Annotated in this window: 14 protein-coding genes and 1 pseudogene; 8 read left to right on the top strand and 7 right to left on the bottom strand. The window is 55.7% G+C overall.

Translation table 11 applies throughout. From position 1 onward, the window contains the following. Position 1: 1 nt before the first annotated feature. Together ACQE2I_RS04600 and ACQE2I_RS04605 are read right to left on the bottom strand one after the other, a co-directional pair. Positions 2-829 (bottom strand): FkbM family methyltransferase, encoded by an 828-nt coding sequence (locus ACQE2I_RS04600; RefSeq protein WP_427030292.1) that lies wholly within the window; start codon positions 827-829, stop codon positions 2-4. After that, complete coding sequence (locus tag ACQE2I_RS04605; protein ID WP_427030293.1) at positions 822-2,336, bottom strand: glucan biosynthesis protein; 1,515 nt, start codon at positions 2,334-2,336, stop codon at positions 822-824. The genes ACQE2I_RS04600 and ACQE2I_RS04605 overlap by 8 nt, the downstream gene beginning before the upstream one ends. A 310-nt stretch (positions 2,337-2,646) precedes the next feature. Between ACQE2I_RS04605 and ACQE2I_RS04610 the strand changes: the two genes are divergently transcribed. Together ACQE2I_RS04610 and ACQE2I_RS04615 are read left to right on the top strand one after the other, a co-directional pair. Then, the gene (locus ACQE2I_RS04610; RefSeq protein WP_427030295.1) at positions 2,647-4,275 is read left to right on the top strand and encodes an alkaline phosphatase; all 1,629 of its coding nucleotides are present in this window, start codon (positions 2,647-2,649) and stop codon (positions 4,273-4,275) included. Beyond that, complete coding sequence (locus tag ACQE2I_RS04615; RefSeq protein ID WP_427030296.1) at positions 4,272-5,681, top strand: mannose-1-phosphate guanylyltransferase/mannose-6-phosphate isomerase; 1,410 nt, start codon at positions 4,272-4,274, stop codon at positions 5,679-5,681. The genes ACQE2I_RS04610 and ACQE2I_RS04615 overlap by 4 nt, the downstream gene beginning before the upstream one ends. 34 nt (positions 5,682-5,715) lie before the next feature. Here the strand turns inward: ACQE2I_RS04615 and ACQE2I_RS04620 are convergent, their stop codons facing one another. From ACQE2I_RS04620 to ACQE2I_RS04635, 4 genes are all read right to left on the bottom strand, one after another. Then, on the bottom strand, positions 5,716-6,066 hold the full coding sequence (locus tag ACQE2I_RS04620) for a DUF4870 family protein (RefSeq protein ID WP_427030297.1): 351 nt from the start codon (positions 6,064-6,066) through the stop codon (positions 5,716-5,718). Positions 6,067-6,096: 30 nt separating this feature from the next. Next, positions 6,097-7,032: a lysophospholipid acyltransferase family protein gene (locus tag ACQE2I_RS04625; protein ID WP_427030298.1), complete on the bottom strand. Its 936-nt coding sequence runs from the start codon at positions 7,030-7,032 to the stop codon at positions 6,097-6,099. 2 nt (positions 7,033-7,034) lie between these two features. After that, a complete protein-coding gene (locus tag ACQE2I_RS04630; protein WP_427030299.1) occupies positions 7,035-7,424 on the bottom strand; it encodes a DUF4870 family protein in 390 nt (129 codons plus the stop codon). Between the two features lie 140 nt (positions 7,425-7,564). Next, complete coding sequence (locus tag ACQE2I_RS04635; RefSeq protein ID WP_427030300.1) at positions 7,565-7,948, bottom strand: VOC family protein; 384 nt, start codon at positions 7,946-7,948, stop codon at positions 7,565-7,567. Positions 7,949-7,973: 25 nt separating this feature from the next. Here ACQE2I_RS04635 and ACQE2I_RS04640 point away from each other — a divergent pair, with 25 nt between their 5' ends. Further along, the gene (locus tag ACQE2I_RS04640) at positions 7,974-8,213 is read left to right on the top strand and encodes a hypothetical protein (protein WP_427030301.1); all 240 of its coding nucleotides are present in this window, start codon (positions 7,974-7,976) and stop codon (positions 8,211-8,213) included. Here ACQE2I_RS04640 and ACQE2I_RS04645 read toward each other — a convergent pair. Next, positions 8,199-9,167 (bottom strand): IS30 family transposase, encoded by a 969-nt coding sequence (locus tag ACQE2I_RS04645; RefSeq protein WP_032608318.1) that lies wholly within the window; start codon positions 9,165-9,167, stop codon positions 8,199-8,201. The two genes, ACQE2I_RS04640 and ACQE2I_RS04645, sit on opposite strands and share 15 nt — an antisense overlap. Before the next feature lie 87 nt (positions 9,168-9,254). Between ACQE2I_RS04645 and ACQE2I_RS04650 the strand changes: the two are divergent. The 5 genes and pseudogenes from ACQE2I_RS04650 to ACQE2I_RS04670 all read left to right on the top strand — a co-directional run. Continuing rightward, positions 9,255-9,719 (top strand): annotated as a pseudogene (locus tag ACQE2I_RS04650) (class I SAM-dependent methyltransferase); the annotation flags it as partial. A 165-nt stretch (positions 9,720-9,884) separates the two neighbouring features. Further along, complete coding sequence (locus tag ACQE2I_RS04655; RefSeq protein ID WP_427030302.1) at positions 9,885-11,258, top strand: MFS transporter; 1,374 nt, start codon at positions 9,885-9,887, stop codon at positions 11,256-11,258. 127 nt (positions 11,259-11,385) lie between these two features. Continuing rightward, positions 11,386-13,179 (top strand): acyl-CoA dehydrogenase, encoded by a 1,794-nt coding sequence (locus tag ACQE2I_RS04660; RefSeq protein WP_427030303.1) that lies wholly within the window; start codon positions 11,386-11,388, stop codon positions 13,177-13,179. 170 nt (positions 13,180-13,349) lie between these two features. Further along, positions 13,350-14,717 carry a solute carrier family 23 protein gene (locus tag ACQE2I_RS04665; protein ID WP_427030304.1) on the top strand — a complete coding sequence of 456 codons (1,368 nt, stop codon included), beginning with the start codon at positions 13,350-13,352 and terminating at the stop codon, positions 14,715-14,717. 81 nt (positions 14,718-14,798) lie between these two features. Next, positions 14,799-16,433, top strand: coding sequence for an acyl-CoA synthetase (locus ACQE2I_RS04670; RefSeq protein WP_427030305.1), 1,635 nt, complete (start codon positions 14,799-14,801; stop codon positions 16,431-16,433). Positions 16,434-16,477: the final 44 nt, after the last annotated feature.

The raw sequence follows: 16,477 nt of genomic DNA on the forward strand, positions 1-16,477 counted from the left end.
ATTAAGCATCGTTCAGAACTCTACTCAGAACGAATGGATGATCGGAGCGGCAGGCGTAAAGATCGCCCGAGGGTAGCTCTTCGGCGCCAGCATCAAGCCAATCGGTAACAGCCTGTGGAGTTTGCCACTTGGCCCAGCGGAAATGACGCTGCTCGCCAGCCACGACATTGTAGCGATAGTCGCCAAGGCGGCTTAAATGGTCAACGCAAGCGTGGCTAACCGCTAGCGCGCCGGATACAAACTCCACCGAAAGCGCGGCTACGGCGCGGCTTAGCCCTGCCAGTACCTCGGCTTCAAAACCCTCGACGTCAATTTTGATAAAGCTGGGTTCACCATACTCCTCAATTAGCGTATCTAACGTGGTGACCGGCACCCGTAAACGCCGCTCCCAGCGCACCTGACTAAAACCCGCGTTACACTCGCCAATCTGTTCGCGCCACCCGGTAGCCAGGGTGGAAAGCGTGGGGTTGCCGGGGCTGATCGCAATCTCGGCAAAGCCTGCCGTTGGGCCTGCCGCCACAGGCAGCAGGGTAATGCTTTGCGGTCTCACTAAGCGTTTAAACCACTTGGCAAGATTGGGCTGAGGCTCAAGCGCGACAACGTTGGCACCCAGCGCATGGAAAGCCGCACTGCGGTCGCCCAAGTGAGCGCCAATATCAAAGGCCACACTGCCGGGCTGAATAAACGGCTGGTAAAGGCGCTGGAGTCCGCGCTGGCGTCCCGGGCGCCAATAAATAAACAGCGAGCGGGCAAGCCCGCCTGCGCTGCGTAGCCGTTGTAGGTGCTGGGGCCGCATTAATTGGCTTTTCTGAGTCTTTTCATCACTCATCGGGGTACCACACATAATTCCAGGTTTCGCTCACCGGTTTGCCGTTTAAGGTCAGCCTGAGGCGAACATCGCTGGGCTGGCCGCTGTCGGGTAGCCGGAAACTAGCTCGCCAGCCACCGTTAGGCAGTGCGGTGGCCTGAGGCAGTAGGGCCTCACCTTGCTGGGTGCTGATGTCTAATTCGACCGGCTGATCTGCGGTAATGTCGGCTAACGCGCCGCCCTGAAAATCGACGATAAACTGACGCTGCTCGCTGGCCGATGAGTCCGTTTGCCCAGGCCCTGCTGCGCTGCCGTGGCGGGTTCGAATGGCGCGGCCCAGCGCATGCTCCTCGGGCTGGCTGTTCAGCGTGAAGGTGCGGTAGTGAAGGCGGCGTGATTCGCCGGTGTCTAATGTATCGTCCGCTACCCAATACGCGACGATGTTGTCGTGAGTTTCATCGGGCGTGGGAATTTCAACCAGCTCGACATGCCCGGGGCCCCAGTCGCTAAGCGGCTCGACCCACTGGCTGGGGCGGCGATGGTAGTGAGCTTCGGTATCTAAGTAGTGGTTAAAATCACGCTCACGCTGCATCAGGCCAAAGCCGTGGGGAGCCTCGTCAATAAATGCCGAGGTTCGCACCTGTGCTGGGTTGCTAAGCGGCCGCCAAATCCACTCATCGCTGCCGGTATGCATCAGCAGGCCATCGGAGTCGTGCACTTGCGGGCGGAAGTCGTCCGGGCGCTCGCGGCTTGCCTCACCGTAAGTGAACATACTGGTGAGTGGCGCTACGCCCAGCTTGGCAATGTCTTCACGGGCAAACAGTTCGGCTTCGATTTCTACCTGGGTATTGTCGCCCGGTGTGAGAATAAATCGATAGGCACCGCTGACCGAGGGGCTATCCATCAGCGCCAATAACTCAAATTGATCGGCATCGGCATCGGCATCGGCGTCGGGTTTATACATCCAAAACTCGCGAAACGCTGGGAACTCCTCGCCGTTGGGAGAGGCGGTATCGATCGCTAAACCGCGCGTTGAAAGCCCGTAAGCCTGTCCGCGCCCGACAATGCGGAAATAGCTGGCGCCAAGAAAAACGGCAAATTCGTCATTGTATTCATCACTATTGAGGGGGTAGTGGAGACGAAACCCGGCGTGCCCGCTGCCGGTTAGATCCTGCTCTTTAAGCTTCGCGGCATTGCCATCGTAGGAGTAGTTATCTGCTAAAAAGGGCAAGGGAGTGGCGCTGTCGTTTTCGATAACGTTCAGGGTGATTGGGGTTTGAAAAATAAAGCCGCTATGAAATAGCTGTAGGCTAAACGGGCTCTCGTCTTGCCAGTAGGCATGCTCAGGATCAAAACGAATTTGCCGGTAAGTATCGTAGTTAATGTTGCGCAATGCCTGGGGCAATGACTCTTCAGGGGGTTGGTAGGTCTCTTCAGCTAGCTGCTGGGCGCGCTCAATCACGGCACTAAAATGACGATCGTCTGCGGCAAACGCGGTAGAGGCTAGCGTGCATCCAAATAAAATCATGCACTGTCCAGTCATCCACTGTCTAGCTTGCCATCTACCCTCCCGCCGTCTATCAGCTTCCTGCTTATCAATAACGTTAAAAAGCATGGTCGAAATCCCTTCCGGTGAAGGCTTGCAAATTGCGTGGCGTATAACCCAGCAAAACGTGAAATTTCTACACAGCATCTATACGATAAATCAAAATAGTACATGGTTGTTGTGTTTTCAGCAGCCTTGTCCCTTGTTCTGTATAACGCCTCTCTGAGAGACAGAACACGGATAGGTCAGATCTATGACACTGTAAGCTAAAGCAGGCACAAATGAGAATCCGATGAGTCGATTATTGTTGACGATCCTAACGCTGAATTGCTTACTCATCGCGCCGCTATGGTGGCGATTAGGAGAGATAAGTACGCCATTGATTGCTTGGGAGGCGCTAATCATTGCGCCGTTGATGCGACTGCTCCCGGTAGGTCGGGTGCGTCGGTTACTGGGGGTTGGGGTTGTCAGTTGGGTGGTGCTGACCACGGCCGCGAATTTGGGCAGTGCCGCCACCCATATGGCCTTTTCCCGGCCACTCAATCTCTATTTCGACGCGCCTCTGCTGCGCTCTATTTATCACCTGTTAGTGGGCAATGTAGGCCAGCTTTTAGCAATGTGTTCAGTGCTAGCGGGAATTGCTTTGCTGTTTGGCATCGTCGTGGGGTTGGTGAAACTACTGCTGCCGTCGGTCGCTTACCCACTTAAACGATTATCAGGCGCGGCCGCCTTGATACTGTTAGTGGTTGCCACCAGCTGCGCCGCACTGGAACTTAACGGCATAAGGCTGGTGGATAGCGCGCGTTTACCGATGGTCAATATCACCCGTTTCCAGTGGCAGCAAGTAACAGCTACCCACACTGCGCGGCTGGACTTTACCGCTGAGCTGGAAGCGTCGCCGATAGAAGAACAGCCGCTACCCAGGCTTGAAGGGCGCAATGTGTTGCTGACCTTTATTGAGTCCTACGGTGTCTCGGCACTCGATGATCCGCGCTATGCAGACGTTCTACTTCCCACCCTTGCTGAGCTGCAGCAGCGCCTCAATGAGCGCGACCTTCATGTTGTCTCTGGGGTGCTGGAGTCGCCAATTCGCGGTGGGCAGTCCTGGCTTGCCCACGCAACGGCGCTTAGCGGGCGTTGGATTGATAATCAGCTCTGGTATCAGCTGATGCTAGACAGCGAACACACCACCTTGATTGATGACTTTAGCGCCACCGGGCAGCGCACTTTGAGCGTCATGCCTGCGATCACCATGGCGTGGCCGGAAGGGGAGGCCTACGGTTTCGATGATATTGCGGCAGCAAACGATATCGACTACGCCGGGCCAGCGCTTAACTGGGTGACCATGCCTGATCAGTTCACCCTTGATTATACCCAGCGCCACCTGCTGGGCGAGACGCCGGTGTTTGCTCAGCTAGCGCTGATCTCCAGCCATGCGCCCTGGACGCCGATTCTGCCGGTACTGGATGATTGGTCATCTATTGAGGACGGGCGCATTTTTGCCCCTTGGGAAAAGGCGGGCGACCTGCCTGAAATGCTGTGGCAGGACATCGAGCGTATTCGCGATCACTATGCTTGGTCGGTAGATTACGCTGTGAAAGTCACTGGCCGCTGGGCTGAGCGCGTGGTCGACGACAACACGCTATTGATCGTACTCGGTGACCATCAGGCGGCGCCGCTGATTACCGGTGATGACGCCAGCGGAGCAGTTCCGGTACACATTATTAGCGGCGATCCCGCGCTATTGGCACCGTTTGAGGCGCGCGGATTTATCCCCGGTACCTTGCCAGTGCTTGACCAAGCCGCGCAGGCGCCCAGAATGAGCCAACTGCGCCACTGGCTGCAGAGCGATTTTGGTGAGCAATCCATGGCACAAGACACGCGCTCTGATACAAGCACGACCACAAGGACAGCACCATGATTCAGCCAGTAATATTGAGCGGTGGCAGTGGTACGCGGCTTTGGCCGCTCTCTCGGGAGCAGATGCCCAAACAGTTTTTGCGTTTAACCTCATCCCAGAGCCTGCTTCAGCAAACGCTGAGCCGTTTGGCCGGGTTAACCGCCGCTGCGCCAATGTTGATGGGGCATCATAGCCATCGCTTTTTAATGGCCGAACAGCTGCGCGAAATGGCTCAAGCGGCCACCCTGGTGCTTGAGCCAGAAGGGCGCAATACCGCCCCGGCGATTGCCTGTGCAGCGCTGCTGGCGCGTCAGACGGGCGATGACCCATTACTGCTGGTGCTCCCCGCCGACCATGTGATTGGCGATGTGCCGGCGTTTGAGCACAGCGTTGCACTCGCCACCCCGTTAGCCGAAGCGGGTTATCTGGTTACCTTCGGTGTCGTACCCACCCAGCCCGAAACCGGCTACGGCTATATCGCCTGCGGCGCCCCGCTGGAAGGTGGCCATCATCTTGCTGCGTTTATTGAAAAACCCGACGCCAAGCGCGCCGCACAATTGCTTGAGAACGGCGATTATCTGTGGAACAGCGGTATGTTTTTGCTGCGTGCTTCCAGCTATTTAGCCCAGCTAAAGCGACTACAGCCAGCCATGCTTGAAGCCTGTGCAGAGGCGGTTAGCGACGCACACCACGACTTGGATTTTCTCCGCCTGGGCGAAGAGGCCTTTCGCCGCTGCCCGGCGGACTCTATCGACTACGCGGTAATGGAGCACTGTGAGCATGCTGCCGTCGTGCCGTTAGCCGCACAGTGGAATGATATCGGCAGCTTTGATGCACTGTGGGCCATCGCTGCGCCCGACCCTGCGGGCAACACCGCCCAGGGCGACACCTGGTTGGCCGATACACAGGATTCGCTGGTGTTTGCCGAGCACCGTTTGGTGGCCACGCTGGGTGTGCAAAATCTGATTGTGGTGGAGACATCAGACAGCGTGCTGGTGGCCCACCGTGATCAGGCGCAGCAGGTAAAACATCTGGTGGCGTCGCTTGCCGAGGCAGGGCGCAGTGAACCTAGTTCGGCAGCCCAAGTGCAGCGTCCTTGGGGTAGCTTCCAGGCGGTGGATAGCGGCCAGCGCTATCAGGTCAAGCGGATAACCGTGAAGCCCGGCGGGCGGCTGTCGCTACAGCGCCACCATCACCGCGCTGAGCATTGGGTGGTCGTCAGCGGCACGGCACGGGTAACCCTTGAGGAACGTAGCTTCTTGGTCAGTGAAAACCAGTCGACCTATATCCCTATTGGGGCATTACACCGGCTGGAAAACACCGGCAAGATTCCTTTAGAACTGATAGAAGTTCAGTCGGGAAGCTACCTGGGTGAAGATGACATCGAGCGTTTAGACGATGTTTACGCCCGCGATAGCAATGAGTGACCAGGCTTGATTGACAGTTCTTAAGAGAAAGTGCCTACCAAAGCCAGCTAGCGGGGCGCGCCGGTGGCCGCCCTTTGCGTACATCGACCCAGCCAAGCACGCCGCGCACCCCCAGCCATACCGCTAGCAGCGGCCAGAGCAAGGTGCCAATCATTACAATGCTGAGTAAAAAGGCAATGCAGGCATACAGCGTGCCGATCCAGAAGGTGCGGATCAGGTAGCGGTAATGCTGCTGTAGCCACGGCGCGGCATCTTGACGGTAGACATAGGCAATTATCACTCCGATTAGCAGGGTGATATTGGCGGTAACAATGCCCGCCAGATAAAGCGCGTAAACAATTTGCGGCGGGCGTGTTTCATCGCCTGAAGTGCTGTTTTGTGTCATCAGTAAGCTCTTATCAATAAAGTCGACGCACTAATAAAGGCGATAGTCGCGGTAGTTGGCGAGTTTTTGCTGCTCCTGCACCACTTTACGGTAGCGCTTGTACTCCCACTGATACTGCGCAGGCGCCAGCGCAATCGCGGCCTCTACGCTGGCATTGACGCCGGTGGCAGACTCGACGTCATCTGGGCTATATACGCGCTCATCGGCGTCTAAAAAATGGATCTCAAAACCCTTACCCGGTATGCGCAACGCCACGCCGGTGACGACTCTTGCCTGGGTACGGGCCACCAACTTGGGCAGCAGCGTGGCGGTATAGGCGTCGCGGCTAAAGAACGGTGCAAAAACGCCGCTGCCCCAATCGGGCTCTTGGTCGGGCAGTATACCAATCGCCTCGCTGCGTTTAAGCGCTTTAAGCAGTGCTGCAACGCCGCGCGGATTCGTCGGTACAAGCCGAGCGCCCATGCGTTCGCGGCCGTGGCGAATCACTGGGTCAAGGGCGGTGATTTTGGGCGGCTCATACATGGCGGTAAAGGGAAAATGGCTTGAGAGCCAGAAATTAAGCACCTCCCAATTGCCGAAGTGGGGAGCGAGCACAATCACCCCGCGCCCATCGGCACGCGCACTATCGAGCTTGTCGCGCCCGTTGACCGCTAAAATACCGGCCTCGACTTGACTTGGTTCTGCCATCCAGGCGTGGCCTAGCTCCAACATTGTGGCCGCCGAGTGGCGTAAGCTGTGCTGGGTAAGGGCCTTACGTTCTGGAGCAGAGAGGTGCCGGTAAACAACGGCTAGGTTGCGCTCGGTCACCTCGCGCTCACGCTTATTAAAGCGGTAAACCAGGGGGCCCAGCGCTGAAGAGGCACGCCACAACCGCGCGAGCGGCCAGCGTGATAACGTACGCCATAGCCAACTGATCGCGCTGGCTTTGGAGCAACGCTCGCTGGTGTTACCCGTTTGTTGAGCCATCGTTAAAACAACCAGGAGTCTACGTTAGAAGGGGCGCGGTGCTCTTGTAGCCCTTTAAAGCCTTTAACGCAGCGAATAATCAGCCAAACGGCAAGCGCTAGCAGCAGCGGAAAACCGATCAATATCAGCGTTAAGATCGAGAACACGATGCCGTATACCAGCCCTATCCAAAACGTACGAATCTGGTAGCGGTAGTGTTCGTCCAGCCATACAGGGCCTTTACCTTTATACATGTAAGCGATAATCACGCCGATGATAGAGGTAAAGCCCAGGATGAAACTGGCTAGGTAGAGCGCATAGTTAACCATCGCCATGGTGGTGTCGGGCTGATGGTGCTGTTCTGTGCTGACGGCTTTGCCCTCAATGGGCGAATCATTGGCGTTATCACGCATCGCGTTTCCTTTCGGTAGAACCGTGGTAAGTGCAAAGTCATAATGCTGTATGGCGAGCCGTCGTTGGGTGCATCCCCGCGGGCGCTATTGAGGCGCAATATGATACCGTGCGCTATTCGTCTTATCACTAAAATCGGTCATTAACGCGCAGCAGGGCGGCATATCTCTAATAGATTGCCGTCGGGGTCGCGCAGGTAAAGCGACTCAATCGGTCCGTTGGCGCCTTGACGGGCGACGGGGCCCAGCTCTACATCGATACCCAGCGCGTCTAAATGCTGCTTGAATTCGTCCAGCGGTAGCTGGCAACGCAGGCATAAATCCAGGCTGCCGGGGGTGGGCGTCGCTGAAATAGGCGCGATGTCGGTGTCGGTTTGATGCAGGCGTAACGCGGTATCGCCCAGCATTAAATCGACCCGCTGGGCATCGCGATAGCGGACGTCTAATCCCAGCACGCGTGAGTAAAAATCTACCGCACGACCCATATCGGTCACGGTAACAACGAGATGATCCAGGCCTGTTAACATGCCACTTTCCTTAATATGTAACGATATGCCAGAGAATACGATGATGCGCTGCTGTCCGCTATGCGCGGGATCGACCACTGCGCTTTACCACCAGGATCGGCGTCGTGACTACTACCAGTGTGCCACGTGCACGCTGGTATTTGTGCCCCCCGAGCAGCATTTGAGCGCCGCTGCTGAAAAGGCCGAATACGATAAACATCAAAACTCGCCGCATGATACGGCTTGGTTTCAAGTAATAACTGCAATTTCATTACGCGGCGAGTAAATCGTCTCGCCGCCCTATAAATAACTCATTCGGTGATCGTCCACCTCTGGTCGCTCTGGGTCTGCTGTTCAGTCGATCCATAACAAACTGAACCTGCTCATCCGTCACCTTGCTTAAGTCTGTTCCCTTGGGGAAGTACTGGCGGATAAGGCCGTTGGTATTCTCATTGATCCCTCGTTCCCATGATGCATAAGGGTGGGCAAAATAAATATCCGCCTCCAGACCTTTCGCTATATCCTCGTGCCCAGAAAATTCAAGACCATTATCCAAGGTGATGGTTTTGATTCTGGCTTTGAGCGACGCCAAATGCTCAATCGCTGCAGCCGCCAGCAGGTCGGCTCTTTTGCCCGTCAGGCGAACAATGACCGTATACAGCGTCTTACGCTCAACCATCGTCAGCAGAACGCCCTTGCGACCCTTGCCGATGATCGTATCGCCTTCCCAGTCACCAATTCGGCTACGCCGGTCAACGACCGCAGGGCGCTCATCAATACTCACTCTGTTCTTGATCTTCCCTCGCCGATCATAGCTGCCATAGCGCTTGCGATAGGGCTTTGACGCTACCCGAAGATGCCTATACAAATCGCCACCGTTGGCCTTGTCTGCGTAAATCAACTGGTAAATCGTCTCGTGGTGCAGACATACGCCTGTGTGCCTTCTCAGGTAATCGGCAACCTGCTGCGGACTCAGCTCCTGACGAAGCAAGGTTTCTATCTCACCTCGCACCTCGTCCGTCACCTTCCGTGCCTTGTAGGCATCATGCCTCCTAGCGCTCGACAGCTTCTGTGCCTGCCCAGGCCGATAACCTCGAAGCCCTCTGTTACGGCGAAGCTCCCGGCTGATCGTGGACGGACTCCGCTCCATTTTCTCCGCTATCGCCAATTGGCTGTGGCCTGCTTTTTTTAGAATGTAAATCTGGTATCGTTCGTTTTCGGTCAGCTGGTTGTAGCTCATCAGTGCTTTTCTCTTGGTCGGGAGGAGCGCCGACTCTACCAGCTGGCCGCCCTCTTACCAATTGCACTTATTATCCGAAACCGCGCGGGATACCGGCGCTTTTTAGGGCGTTTATTTACTCCGCTTTTAGCCAAGCTTGCGGCTAACGCTCGCGGGCTCGATTTTGGCTCCGGGCCGGGGCCGACACTGTCGGTGATGTTCGAAGAGCAGGGGCATTGTATGTCAATTTACGACCCATTTTATGCCCCGGACGCCTCGGTGCTTGCCAATGACTATGACTTTATCACCGCCACAGAAGTCGTTGAGCACTTGTCGCAGCCTGGCCAAGTGCTTACTCAATTAGTGGCTCAACTAGTAGCCGGCGGCTATCTAGGGCTGATGACCAAACGGGTATCCTCCCCAGAAGCTTTTGCCCGCTGGCACTATATTTCGGATCCCACTCATATCAGTTTTTTTAGCGAAGAGACTTTTCGTTGGTGGGCACAACAGAATAATTTAGTTGTGGAATTTCCTGGCCCCGACAGCGTTATTTTGCACAAAGCCCTAACGTGAATAGTGATAGCGTCACAAAAGCATTGACTTTGTTTACTTTAGGGCAATAATTGCGCGCCGATATTCCAGCCTGACTCGATGCGACAGGTGAGATAGTGGCTATTTTGAACACTGCTAGCAGCGTTTTTATTGCTGTTTCACTCCAGTAGGTAAGGTGAGGTTTTCATGTCGCGGCAACTGCTAGCCATGGCGCTGGCGCCCCTGTTAGGGCTATTCATTCTCGGGATTGGCAACGGTTTTCTGGCCACCTTAATCACCCTGCGCCTGGATGCCGCCGGTGAGTCGGCCACGGTCGTCGGTATTGTCTCGTCGGCTTACTTTATTGGCTTATCATTAGGTGCGTTGGTCAATGACCGCCTGCTGATACGCATTGGTCATATTCGTGCCTACGGCAGTTTTGCCTCGCTCGTCGCCGTTACGGTACTGCTGCAGGGCCTGTTCTTTGACCCTTGGGTCTGGTTTGCGCTGCGCTTGATTGGCGGTTGGGCCACGGTAGGGGTTTATTTGGTCATTGAGAGCTGGCTACTGACGTCGGGCGACCAGAAAGTTCGCGGCCGTCTGTTGGCGCTGTATATGATTTCGCTGTATGCCTCTGGCGTGTTGGGCCAACTGCTGCTGGGTGTGACCGACGCCATGGGCGTTACTGCTCCGTTTATGGTGATCGGCCTGTTGGCCTCGCTCTCCGTGCTGCCCATGGCGATGATTCCCCGCGTATCGCCGATTATGGACTACGCCGAACCGCTCCCCCCGCACCGTTTGATTACGTTGACGCCCACCGGCGTAATGGGCAGTTTGGGCTCTGGCATGGTGGTGGCGGCAGCGTATACGTTGCTACCGCTGTATCTACAGCGTAATGGGATGAGCATTAGTCAGGTCGGGCAGATGATGGCGGTGGTGATTATGGGCGCCATGCTGTTGCAGTACCCGATTGGCCGCTGGTCGGATCGCCACGACCGCCAGATGGTGCTGATCGGGATCAGCGTTTTCTGTGTGCTGATATCGGTGGCGATGCTCTGGCTGCCGCTCTCTACGCCGCTGCTGGCAGCGCTGCTGTTCTTGCTCGGCGGTGGGGTATTTGCACTTTACCCGGTGGCAGTCAGCCACGCCGCGGACCGTGCCCCCGCGGGTGCGCTGGTGCGTATGAGTCAAGGCCTGCTGTTGATCAATTCGATTGGCGCCACCATCAGCCCGCTGATGATTTCACCGGTGATGACGGTGATGGGCGATGCGGGACTGTTCTGGGCCTTTGGTTCACTCAGTCTATTCTTTGTTATGTTCTTCGCTTGGCGCCGCAGTGTTCGCCCAGCGCCGTTGCCCGTTGCCCCCTTTACGCCGACTACTCCGATGACCGCTGCCGGTGCTGAGCTGGTAGTAACAGAGAAGTTGATGCAGGGGGCATTGGAGCACGAGCACCTTGAAGATTTGTCTGATGCCGTATGGGATGTTGACGCCGCCGAACCGGTGGTCGGGCCGCCTGCCGAAGATGAAAGCCATATCACTTACTACGATGATGGGGAGCCAACAGCAGCGCATAAGTAACGTGGGGTGAGAACATTTTCAGTACGGGCTGATACCTTGGGCTAATGGTGTGTAGTGGCGAGTGTTATTACCATCCAGGGCATATTTTTTAAACAATTGTTTAATTTCTCAGCCCGAGGTTTTTGCTATGAACCATTATGCCGCGCCGCTGCGCGATTTGCGCTTTGTGCTTGAAGAGCTATTAGCACACCGTTCGCTTAGCCTACCGGGCTTTGAAGAAGCCACCCCAGACTTGGTTGAAGCGGTACTCGAAGAGGCTGCAAAACTCGCTGGTGATGTCTGGGGGCCGCTCAACAAGATAGGTGACCAGCAGGGGGCTAAGCGCCACTCCGATGGCAGCGTCACTACCCCGGAAGGCTTCGCGGCGGCTTATCAAGCGTATGTTGAGGGCGGCTGGAACGGGATTGGTGTGTCCGAGGCGTTAGGCGGGCAAAACCTGCCAGAGGTCGTCGCCAGCGCGGTTCAGGAGATGCTTCACGGCGCCAATATGGCGCTGGGGCTCTGTCCAATGCTAACGGCTGGCGCCATTGAAGCGCTGGCCCATCACGGCAGCGATGCACTCAAAGCGACCTATTTGCCCAAACTGGTGGAAGGCACCTGGACGGGCACCATGAACCTTACCGAATCCCAGGCGGGGTCGGATCTCTCCCAAGTGCGCACCCGCGCCGTACCTGAAAACGACCACTACCGTATCAGTGGCCAGAAGATCTATATCACCTGGGGCGAGCACGACGCCGCCGAAAACATCATTCACCTGGTACTGGCCCGCAAGCCCGACGCGCCGCAAGGCAACAAAGGTATTTCGCTGTTTCTGGTGCCCAAGTTTCTGGTTAACGACGATGGCTCGCTGGGCGAACGCAACGACGTCACCTGTGCGTCTATTGAGCACAAGCTGGGCATTCACGGCTCGCCCACCTGCACCCTAAGCTTTGGTGAAAACGGTGGCGCGGTTGGCTACTTGGTCGGTGAAGAAGGGCGTGGTCTTAACCACATGTTCACGATGATGAACGAGGCGCGCCACAAGGTCGGTATTCAGGGCATTGGCGTGGCTGAGCGTGCCTGCCAGCACGCCTTTGCCTACGCCTTGGAACGCACCCAGGGCCGTTCCCCCAAAACACGCGGCGGTGAGAATTGCACTATCAGCGACCACTTGGACGTGCGCCGTATGCTGCTCTCCATGCGTTCGCGTACCGATGCGCTGCGCGCGCTGGCACTGTATTGTGCCGCCGAGCTGGACACCGCCCGCCACGCGGAGAGCGCCGATGCTCGCCAAGTAGCCCAGGCCCGCGCAGATATTCTGATTCCGGTGATCAAAAGCTTCTCCACCGATCAAGCGGTAGATATCGCTTCAGTGGGTATCCAAGTACACGGCGGTATGGGTTACGTAGAAGAGACCGGCGCCGCCCAACTGCTGCGCGATGCGCGTATTGCGCCGATTTACGAAGGCACCAACGGTATTCAGGCGCTGGATCTGGCAGGCCGCAAGCTCCAGCGTGATAGCGGCGCAGCGCTCACCGCTCTCTTGAACGATGTGGCCGCCACGGTGGAGCAACTCAACGCCGACCCTGCTTTGGTAGCATTGGGTAACGGTTTGGCAGCCGGGCTTGAAGATTTAAAAGCCGCCCAAGCCATTGTACTGGCTGAAGGTAAAGATCCCGATAGCGGCGCAGACGCCGTGCAAGCTTACGCGACACCGTTCCTGAATCTAGCCGGGCACGTGCTGTGTGCGTGGCAAATGGGCCAAGCTGCCCTGCGCGCCCAGGCTGCCATTCATAAGGGTAGCGATGATCCCTTCTATACTGCCAAGATGCGCAGCGCCGAATTTGCGATTACCCAGTGGCTCCCGCTCGGCCGTGCTCAGCGCGTTGTCATTGACGCGGGCATGCAGTGTTTAAGCGAATTTCAGCTTACTTCCTCATAGCACTTAACATTTTCCTAATCTTGCTTGGCTTGCTCCGCCGACCTCTCAAAGGTCGGCAGTGTCCATTAACAAGTAATAAAACAAGCGTTTTAAAAATTACCTATGAGGCATGGCCATTAAATTCATGGTGAGCGGAAACGCTATGTCGTATTAGGTCAAAGGAGCATTTTATGCAATTGAAGCAACGTGAGCATGGCGAAGAACAGCCTTACTGGCCAGCGGGTCCCTTTAAAATTCGTCTTCCATTTATCCACTATCGGTGGGAAATGGCTGAAATGATTCAAGGTCTGATCATGTTTGTTGTCAGCCTTGCAATGATTCCTTTGCTTGAGCAGTACCTTGGTTTGCCTTATGACGTCGCCTTGGCTTTTGTGGTGGTATGCGGCATTGGCTTTATGCTCCCGGCATTATTGGGCGTTCCAATGGTGCCAGGGTGGATTACGCCTGCGGTGCCGGTCGTGCTGGTTTTCCTAGGCAATTTTGAGCCCGGCCCAGAAGCCATCCAGGCGCTTTTTGCTCTCCAGTTCCTGGTCTTTTTAATTTTCTTTATTTTAGGCGTTACGGGGCTTGGCAGTAAGCTGGTTCACTTAGTGCCTAATTCACTGCAAGCGGGGATCATCATTGGCGCTGGTATTGCGGCCATTACCGGCGAGATACAGCAGGGTGGACGCCTTGCCGAGACCCCAATCTCTCTGATTGCTGGCATGCTGATTGCCGTATTTATGCTTTTTTCGCTGTCATTTAAACGCTTGGTCGTAGACCACGCGTTAATCCGCAAAATAGCTAATTACGGCATGGTACCCGGCATGATTGTGGCGATTTTAATTGCATGGGCTGTCGGTGAGTATCCGCTACCTAATATCGAGTGGGGAATTACCCAGCCGAACTTTGTCGAGATGTGGCGTTACTTGCCTTTCTCAGTAGGCTTTCCTGGCTTAGAGGTGTTCTTACTGGCCGTACCTACAGCGGTCATCTCTTACGTCATTGCCTTTGGCGATATTGTCGTAGGTCGCACATTAATGTCTCGGGTCGATGATATTCGAACAGATGAAAAAATTGATTACAGCACGGATCGCATGCACCACGTCACTGCTATTCGTAACGGTATGCATGCTTTTTTTGCACCTTACCCAGGCTTAGCGGGCCCCATTTGGACGGCCGTTACAGCAACCATGGCCGAGCGCTATAAAAATGGCAGAAATGCGATGGAGTCTATTTATAGCGGTGGAGGCACTTTTTGGATTACGGGCTTTATTGCTCTTTTTACGTTACCTCTAGTAAGCATGTTTCAGCCTGTCTTGCCTATTGCGCTTTCCCTCACGCTACTTCTCACAGGCTATATTTGTCTTATGGTAGGTATTGAACAGACTAAAACGACGGCGGAGCGTGGCGTAGCAGGCACCATGGCAGTGGTATTGGCCGTGTATGGCGCAGGCTGGGGACTCACTGCGGGTGTAGTGCTGTACTTCTTGGTGCAGAAACAAAATTTATTCGGGCGTGAGCCTAGGTCATCGCAAAAAACACCAGACAGCGATTAGCAGTGAAGCCAGCGGTGTTGGGCCGTGGCATTAACTTTCCCTTCTCACACTCTATCGATTTTCAACATAATTAGGTGCTTTATGATGGCTAATATCTTTGAGCAAGGCTTACCCAAAACGACTGCCAACCACGTGCCGCTTTCACCGCTGACCTTTATGGAGCGCACGGCGTCGGTCTACCCTGACTACCCTGCGGTAGTGCATGGCAGTACGCGGCGTACCTGGGGTGAGTCCTGGACACGCTGCCGCCAGCTTGCCTCTGCGCTCAAGCGGCGGGGCATTCAGCCGGGCCAAACCGTAGCAGCGATGTTGCCCAATATTCCGGCGATGTTTGAGGCGCACTTTGGCGTGCCGTTGGCAGGTTGTGTGCTGAACACGCTGAATATTCGCCTGGATGCCGAGGCGATCAGCTATATGCTGGAGCACGGCGAGGCCAAAGCTATTTTGGTCGACCCTGAGTTTGCCGAGGTCGTCCAGCAAGCGGTGGCCAACATTGAGCATAAGCCGCTGATTATCGATGTCGCGGATGTTGAGTTTCTTGGCGACACCCAGGGGATTGGCGAGATTGAGTACGAAGCGCTGCTTGAAGAGGGCGACGCCGATTTCGCCTATCAGCTGCCCGCGGATGAGTGGGACGCAATCTCGCTCAATTACACCTCAGGCACCACGGGTAAACCCAAGGGCGTGGTGTATCACCACCGTGGCGCCTATCTCAATGCGGTGAGTAACATTATGGAGTGGGCAATGCCCCACCACCCGATCTACCTGTGGACACTGCCGATGTTCCACTGCAACGGCTGGTGCTTTCCGTGGACGATTGCTGCCAACGCCGGGGTGAATGTTTGCCTGCGCCGGGTCGACCCCAAAAAGATCATGCAATTGATTGCCAATGAAAAAGTCACTCACTTCAGTGGGGCGCCGATCATTCTTAATGGTTTGGTGAATCTGCCCGCGGAAGATAAGCGCCAGTTTGATCATCCGGTGAAAGTCACCACCGCCGGTGCCGCGCCGCCAGCCTCAGTGATTGCTGGGGTCGAAAAGATGGGCATTGAAGTCACTCACGTATATGGCCTTACCGAAGTGTACGGCCCGGTAACGGTGTGTGCCTGGCGCGAGGCGTGGGATGAGTTGCCCATTGAAGCGCGGGCCAAAATCAAAGCCCGCCAGGGCGTGCGCTATCATATGCTCGAAGCGCTGTGTGTCGCCGACCCGCTAACCATGGAGCCGGTGCCCAAAGACGGCCAAACCATCGGCGAGATTCTGATGCGCGGCAATAACGTCATGAAGGGCTATTTAAAGAACCCGGAGGCCACTGAACAGGCGCTGGAGGGCGGTTGGTATCACACCGGCGATTTGGCCGCCTGGCACCCGGATGGCTATATCGAGATCAAAGACCGCTCCAAGGACATTATTATTTCCGGCGGTGAGAACATCTCGACCATTGAAGTGGAAGACGCTATTTACGCTCACCCTGCCGTGGAAGAGGCGGCGGTCGTCGCCAAGCCCGACGAGAAGTGGGGCGAAACGCCCTGTGCCTTCGTAAAGCTCAAAGTGGGCTACGGGGAAGTTACCGAGGCCGATATTATCGCCCACTGCCGTGAACATTTAGCTAGCTACAAAGTGCCTAAAACAGTGATTTTCAGCGAGCTACCGAAAACCTCGACGGGCAAGATTCAAAAATTCGTATTGCGCGAAGAAGCTAAACAGCATCAATAATCGGCCAGTAGTGATAATTGATAGAGTATTGGTAATCAATAGAG

The organism is Halomonas sp. H2 (assembly GCF_050215315.1).
Taxonomy (GTDB): domain Bacteria; phylum Pseudomonadota; class Gammaproteobacteria; order Pseudomonadales; family Halomonadaceae; genus Vreelandella.

Bases quoted from the DNA above. Each gene is read 5' to 3' on its own strand.
- ACQE2I_RS04630 (WP_427030299.1), bottom strand. From the start codon at position 7,424: ATGCGTGATAACGCCAATGATTCGCCCATTGAGGGCAAAGCCGTCAGC.
- ACQE2I_RS04655 (WP_427030302.1), top strand. From the start codon at position 9,885: ATGTCGCGGCAACTGCTAGCCATGGCGCTGGCGCCCCTGTTAGGGCTA.
- ACQE2I_RS04645 (WP_032608318.1), bottom strand. From the start codon at position 9,167: ATGAGCTACAACCAGCTGACCGAAAACGAACGATACCAGATTTACATT.
- ACQE2I_RS04625 (WP_427030298.1), bottom strand. From the start codon at position 7,032: ATGGCTCAACAAACGGGTAACACCAGCGAGCGTTGCTCCAAAGCCAGC.
- ACQE2I_RS04615 (WP_427030296.1), top strand. From the start codon at position 4,272: ATGATTCAGCCAGTAATATTGAGCGGTGGCAGTGGTACGCGGCTTTGG.
- ACQE2I_RS04600 (WP_427030292.1), bottom strand. From the start codon at position 829: ATGAGTGATGAAAAGACTCAGAAAAGCCAATTAATGCGGCCCCAGCAC.
- ACQE2I_RS04620 (WP_427030297.1), bottom strand. From the start codon at position 6,066: ATGACACAAAACAGCACTTCAGGCGATGAAACACGCCCGCCGCAAATT.
- ACQE2I_RS04635 (WP_427030300.1), bottom strand. From the start codon at position 7,948: ATGTTAACAGGCCTGGATCATCTCGTTGTTACCGTGACCGATATGGGT.
- ACQE2I_RS04660 (WP_427030303.1), top strand. From the start codon at position 11,386: ATGAACCATTATGCCGCGCCGCTGCGCGATTTGCGCTTTGTGCTTGAA.
- ACQE2I_RS04610 (WP_427030295.1), top strand. From the start codon at position 2,647: ATGAGTCGATTATTGTTGACGATCCTAACGCTGAATTGCTTACTCATC.
- ACQE2I_RS04640 (WP_427030301.1), top strand. From the start codon at position 7,974: ATGCCAGAGAATACGATGATGCGCTGCTGTCCGCTATGCGCGGGATCG.
- ACQE2I_RS04665 (WP_427030304.1), top strand. From the start codon at position 13,350: ATGCAATTGAAGCAACGTGAGCATGGCGAAGAACAGCCTTACTGGCCA.
- ACQE2I_RS04670 (WP_427030305.1), top strand. From the start codon at position 14,799: ATGATGGCTAATATCTTTGAGCAAGGCTTACCCAAAACGACTGCCAAC.
- ACQE2I_RS04605 (WP_427030293.1), bottom strand. From the start codon at position 2,336: ATGATTTTATTTGGATGCACGCTAGCCTCTACCGCGTTTGCCGCAGAC.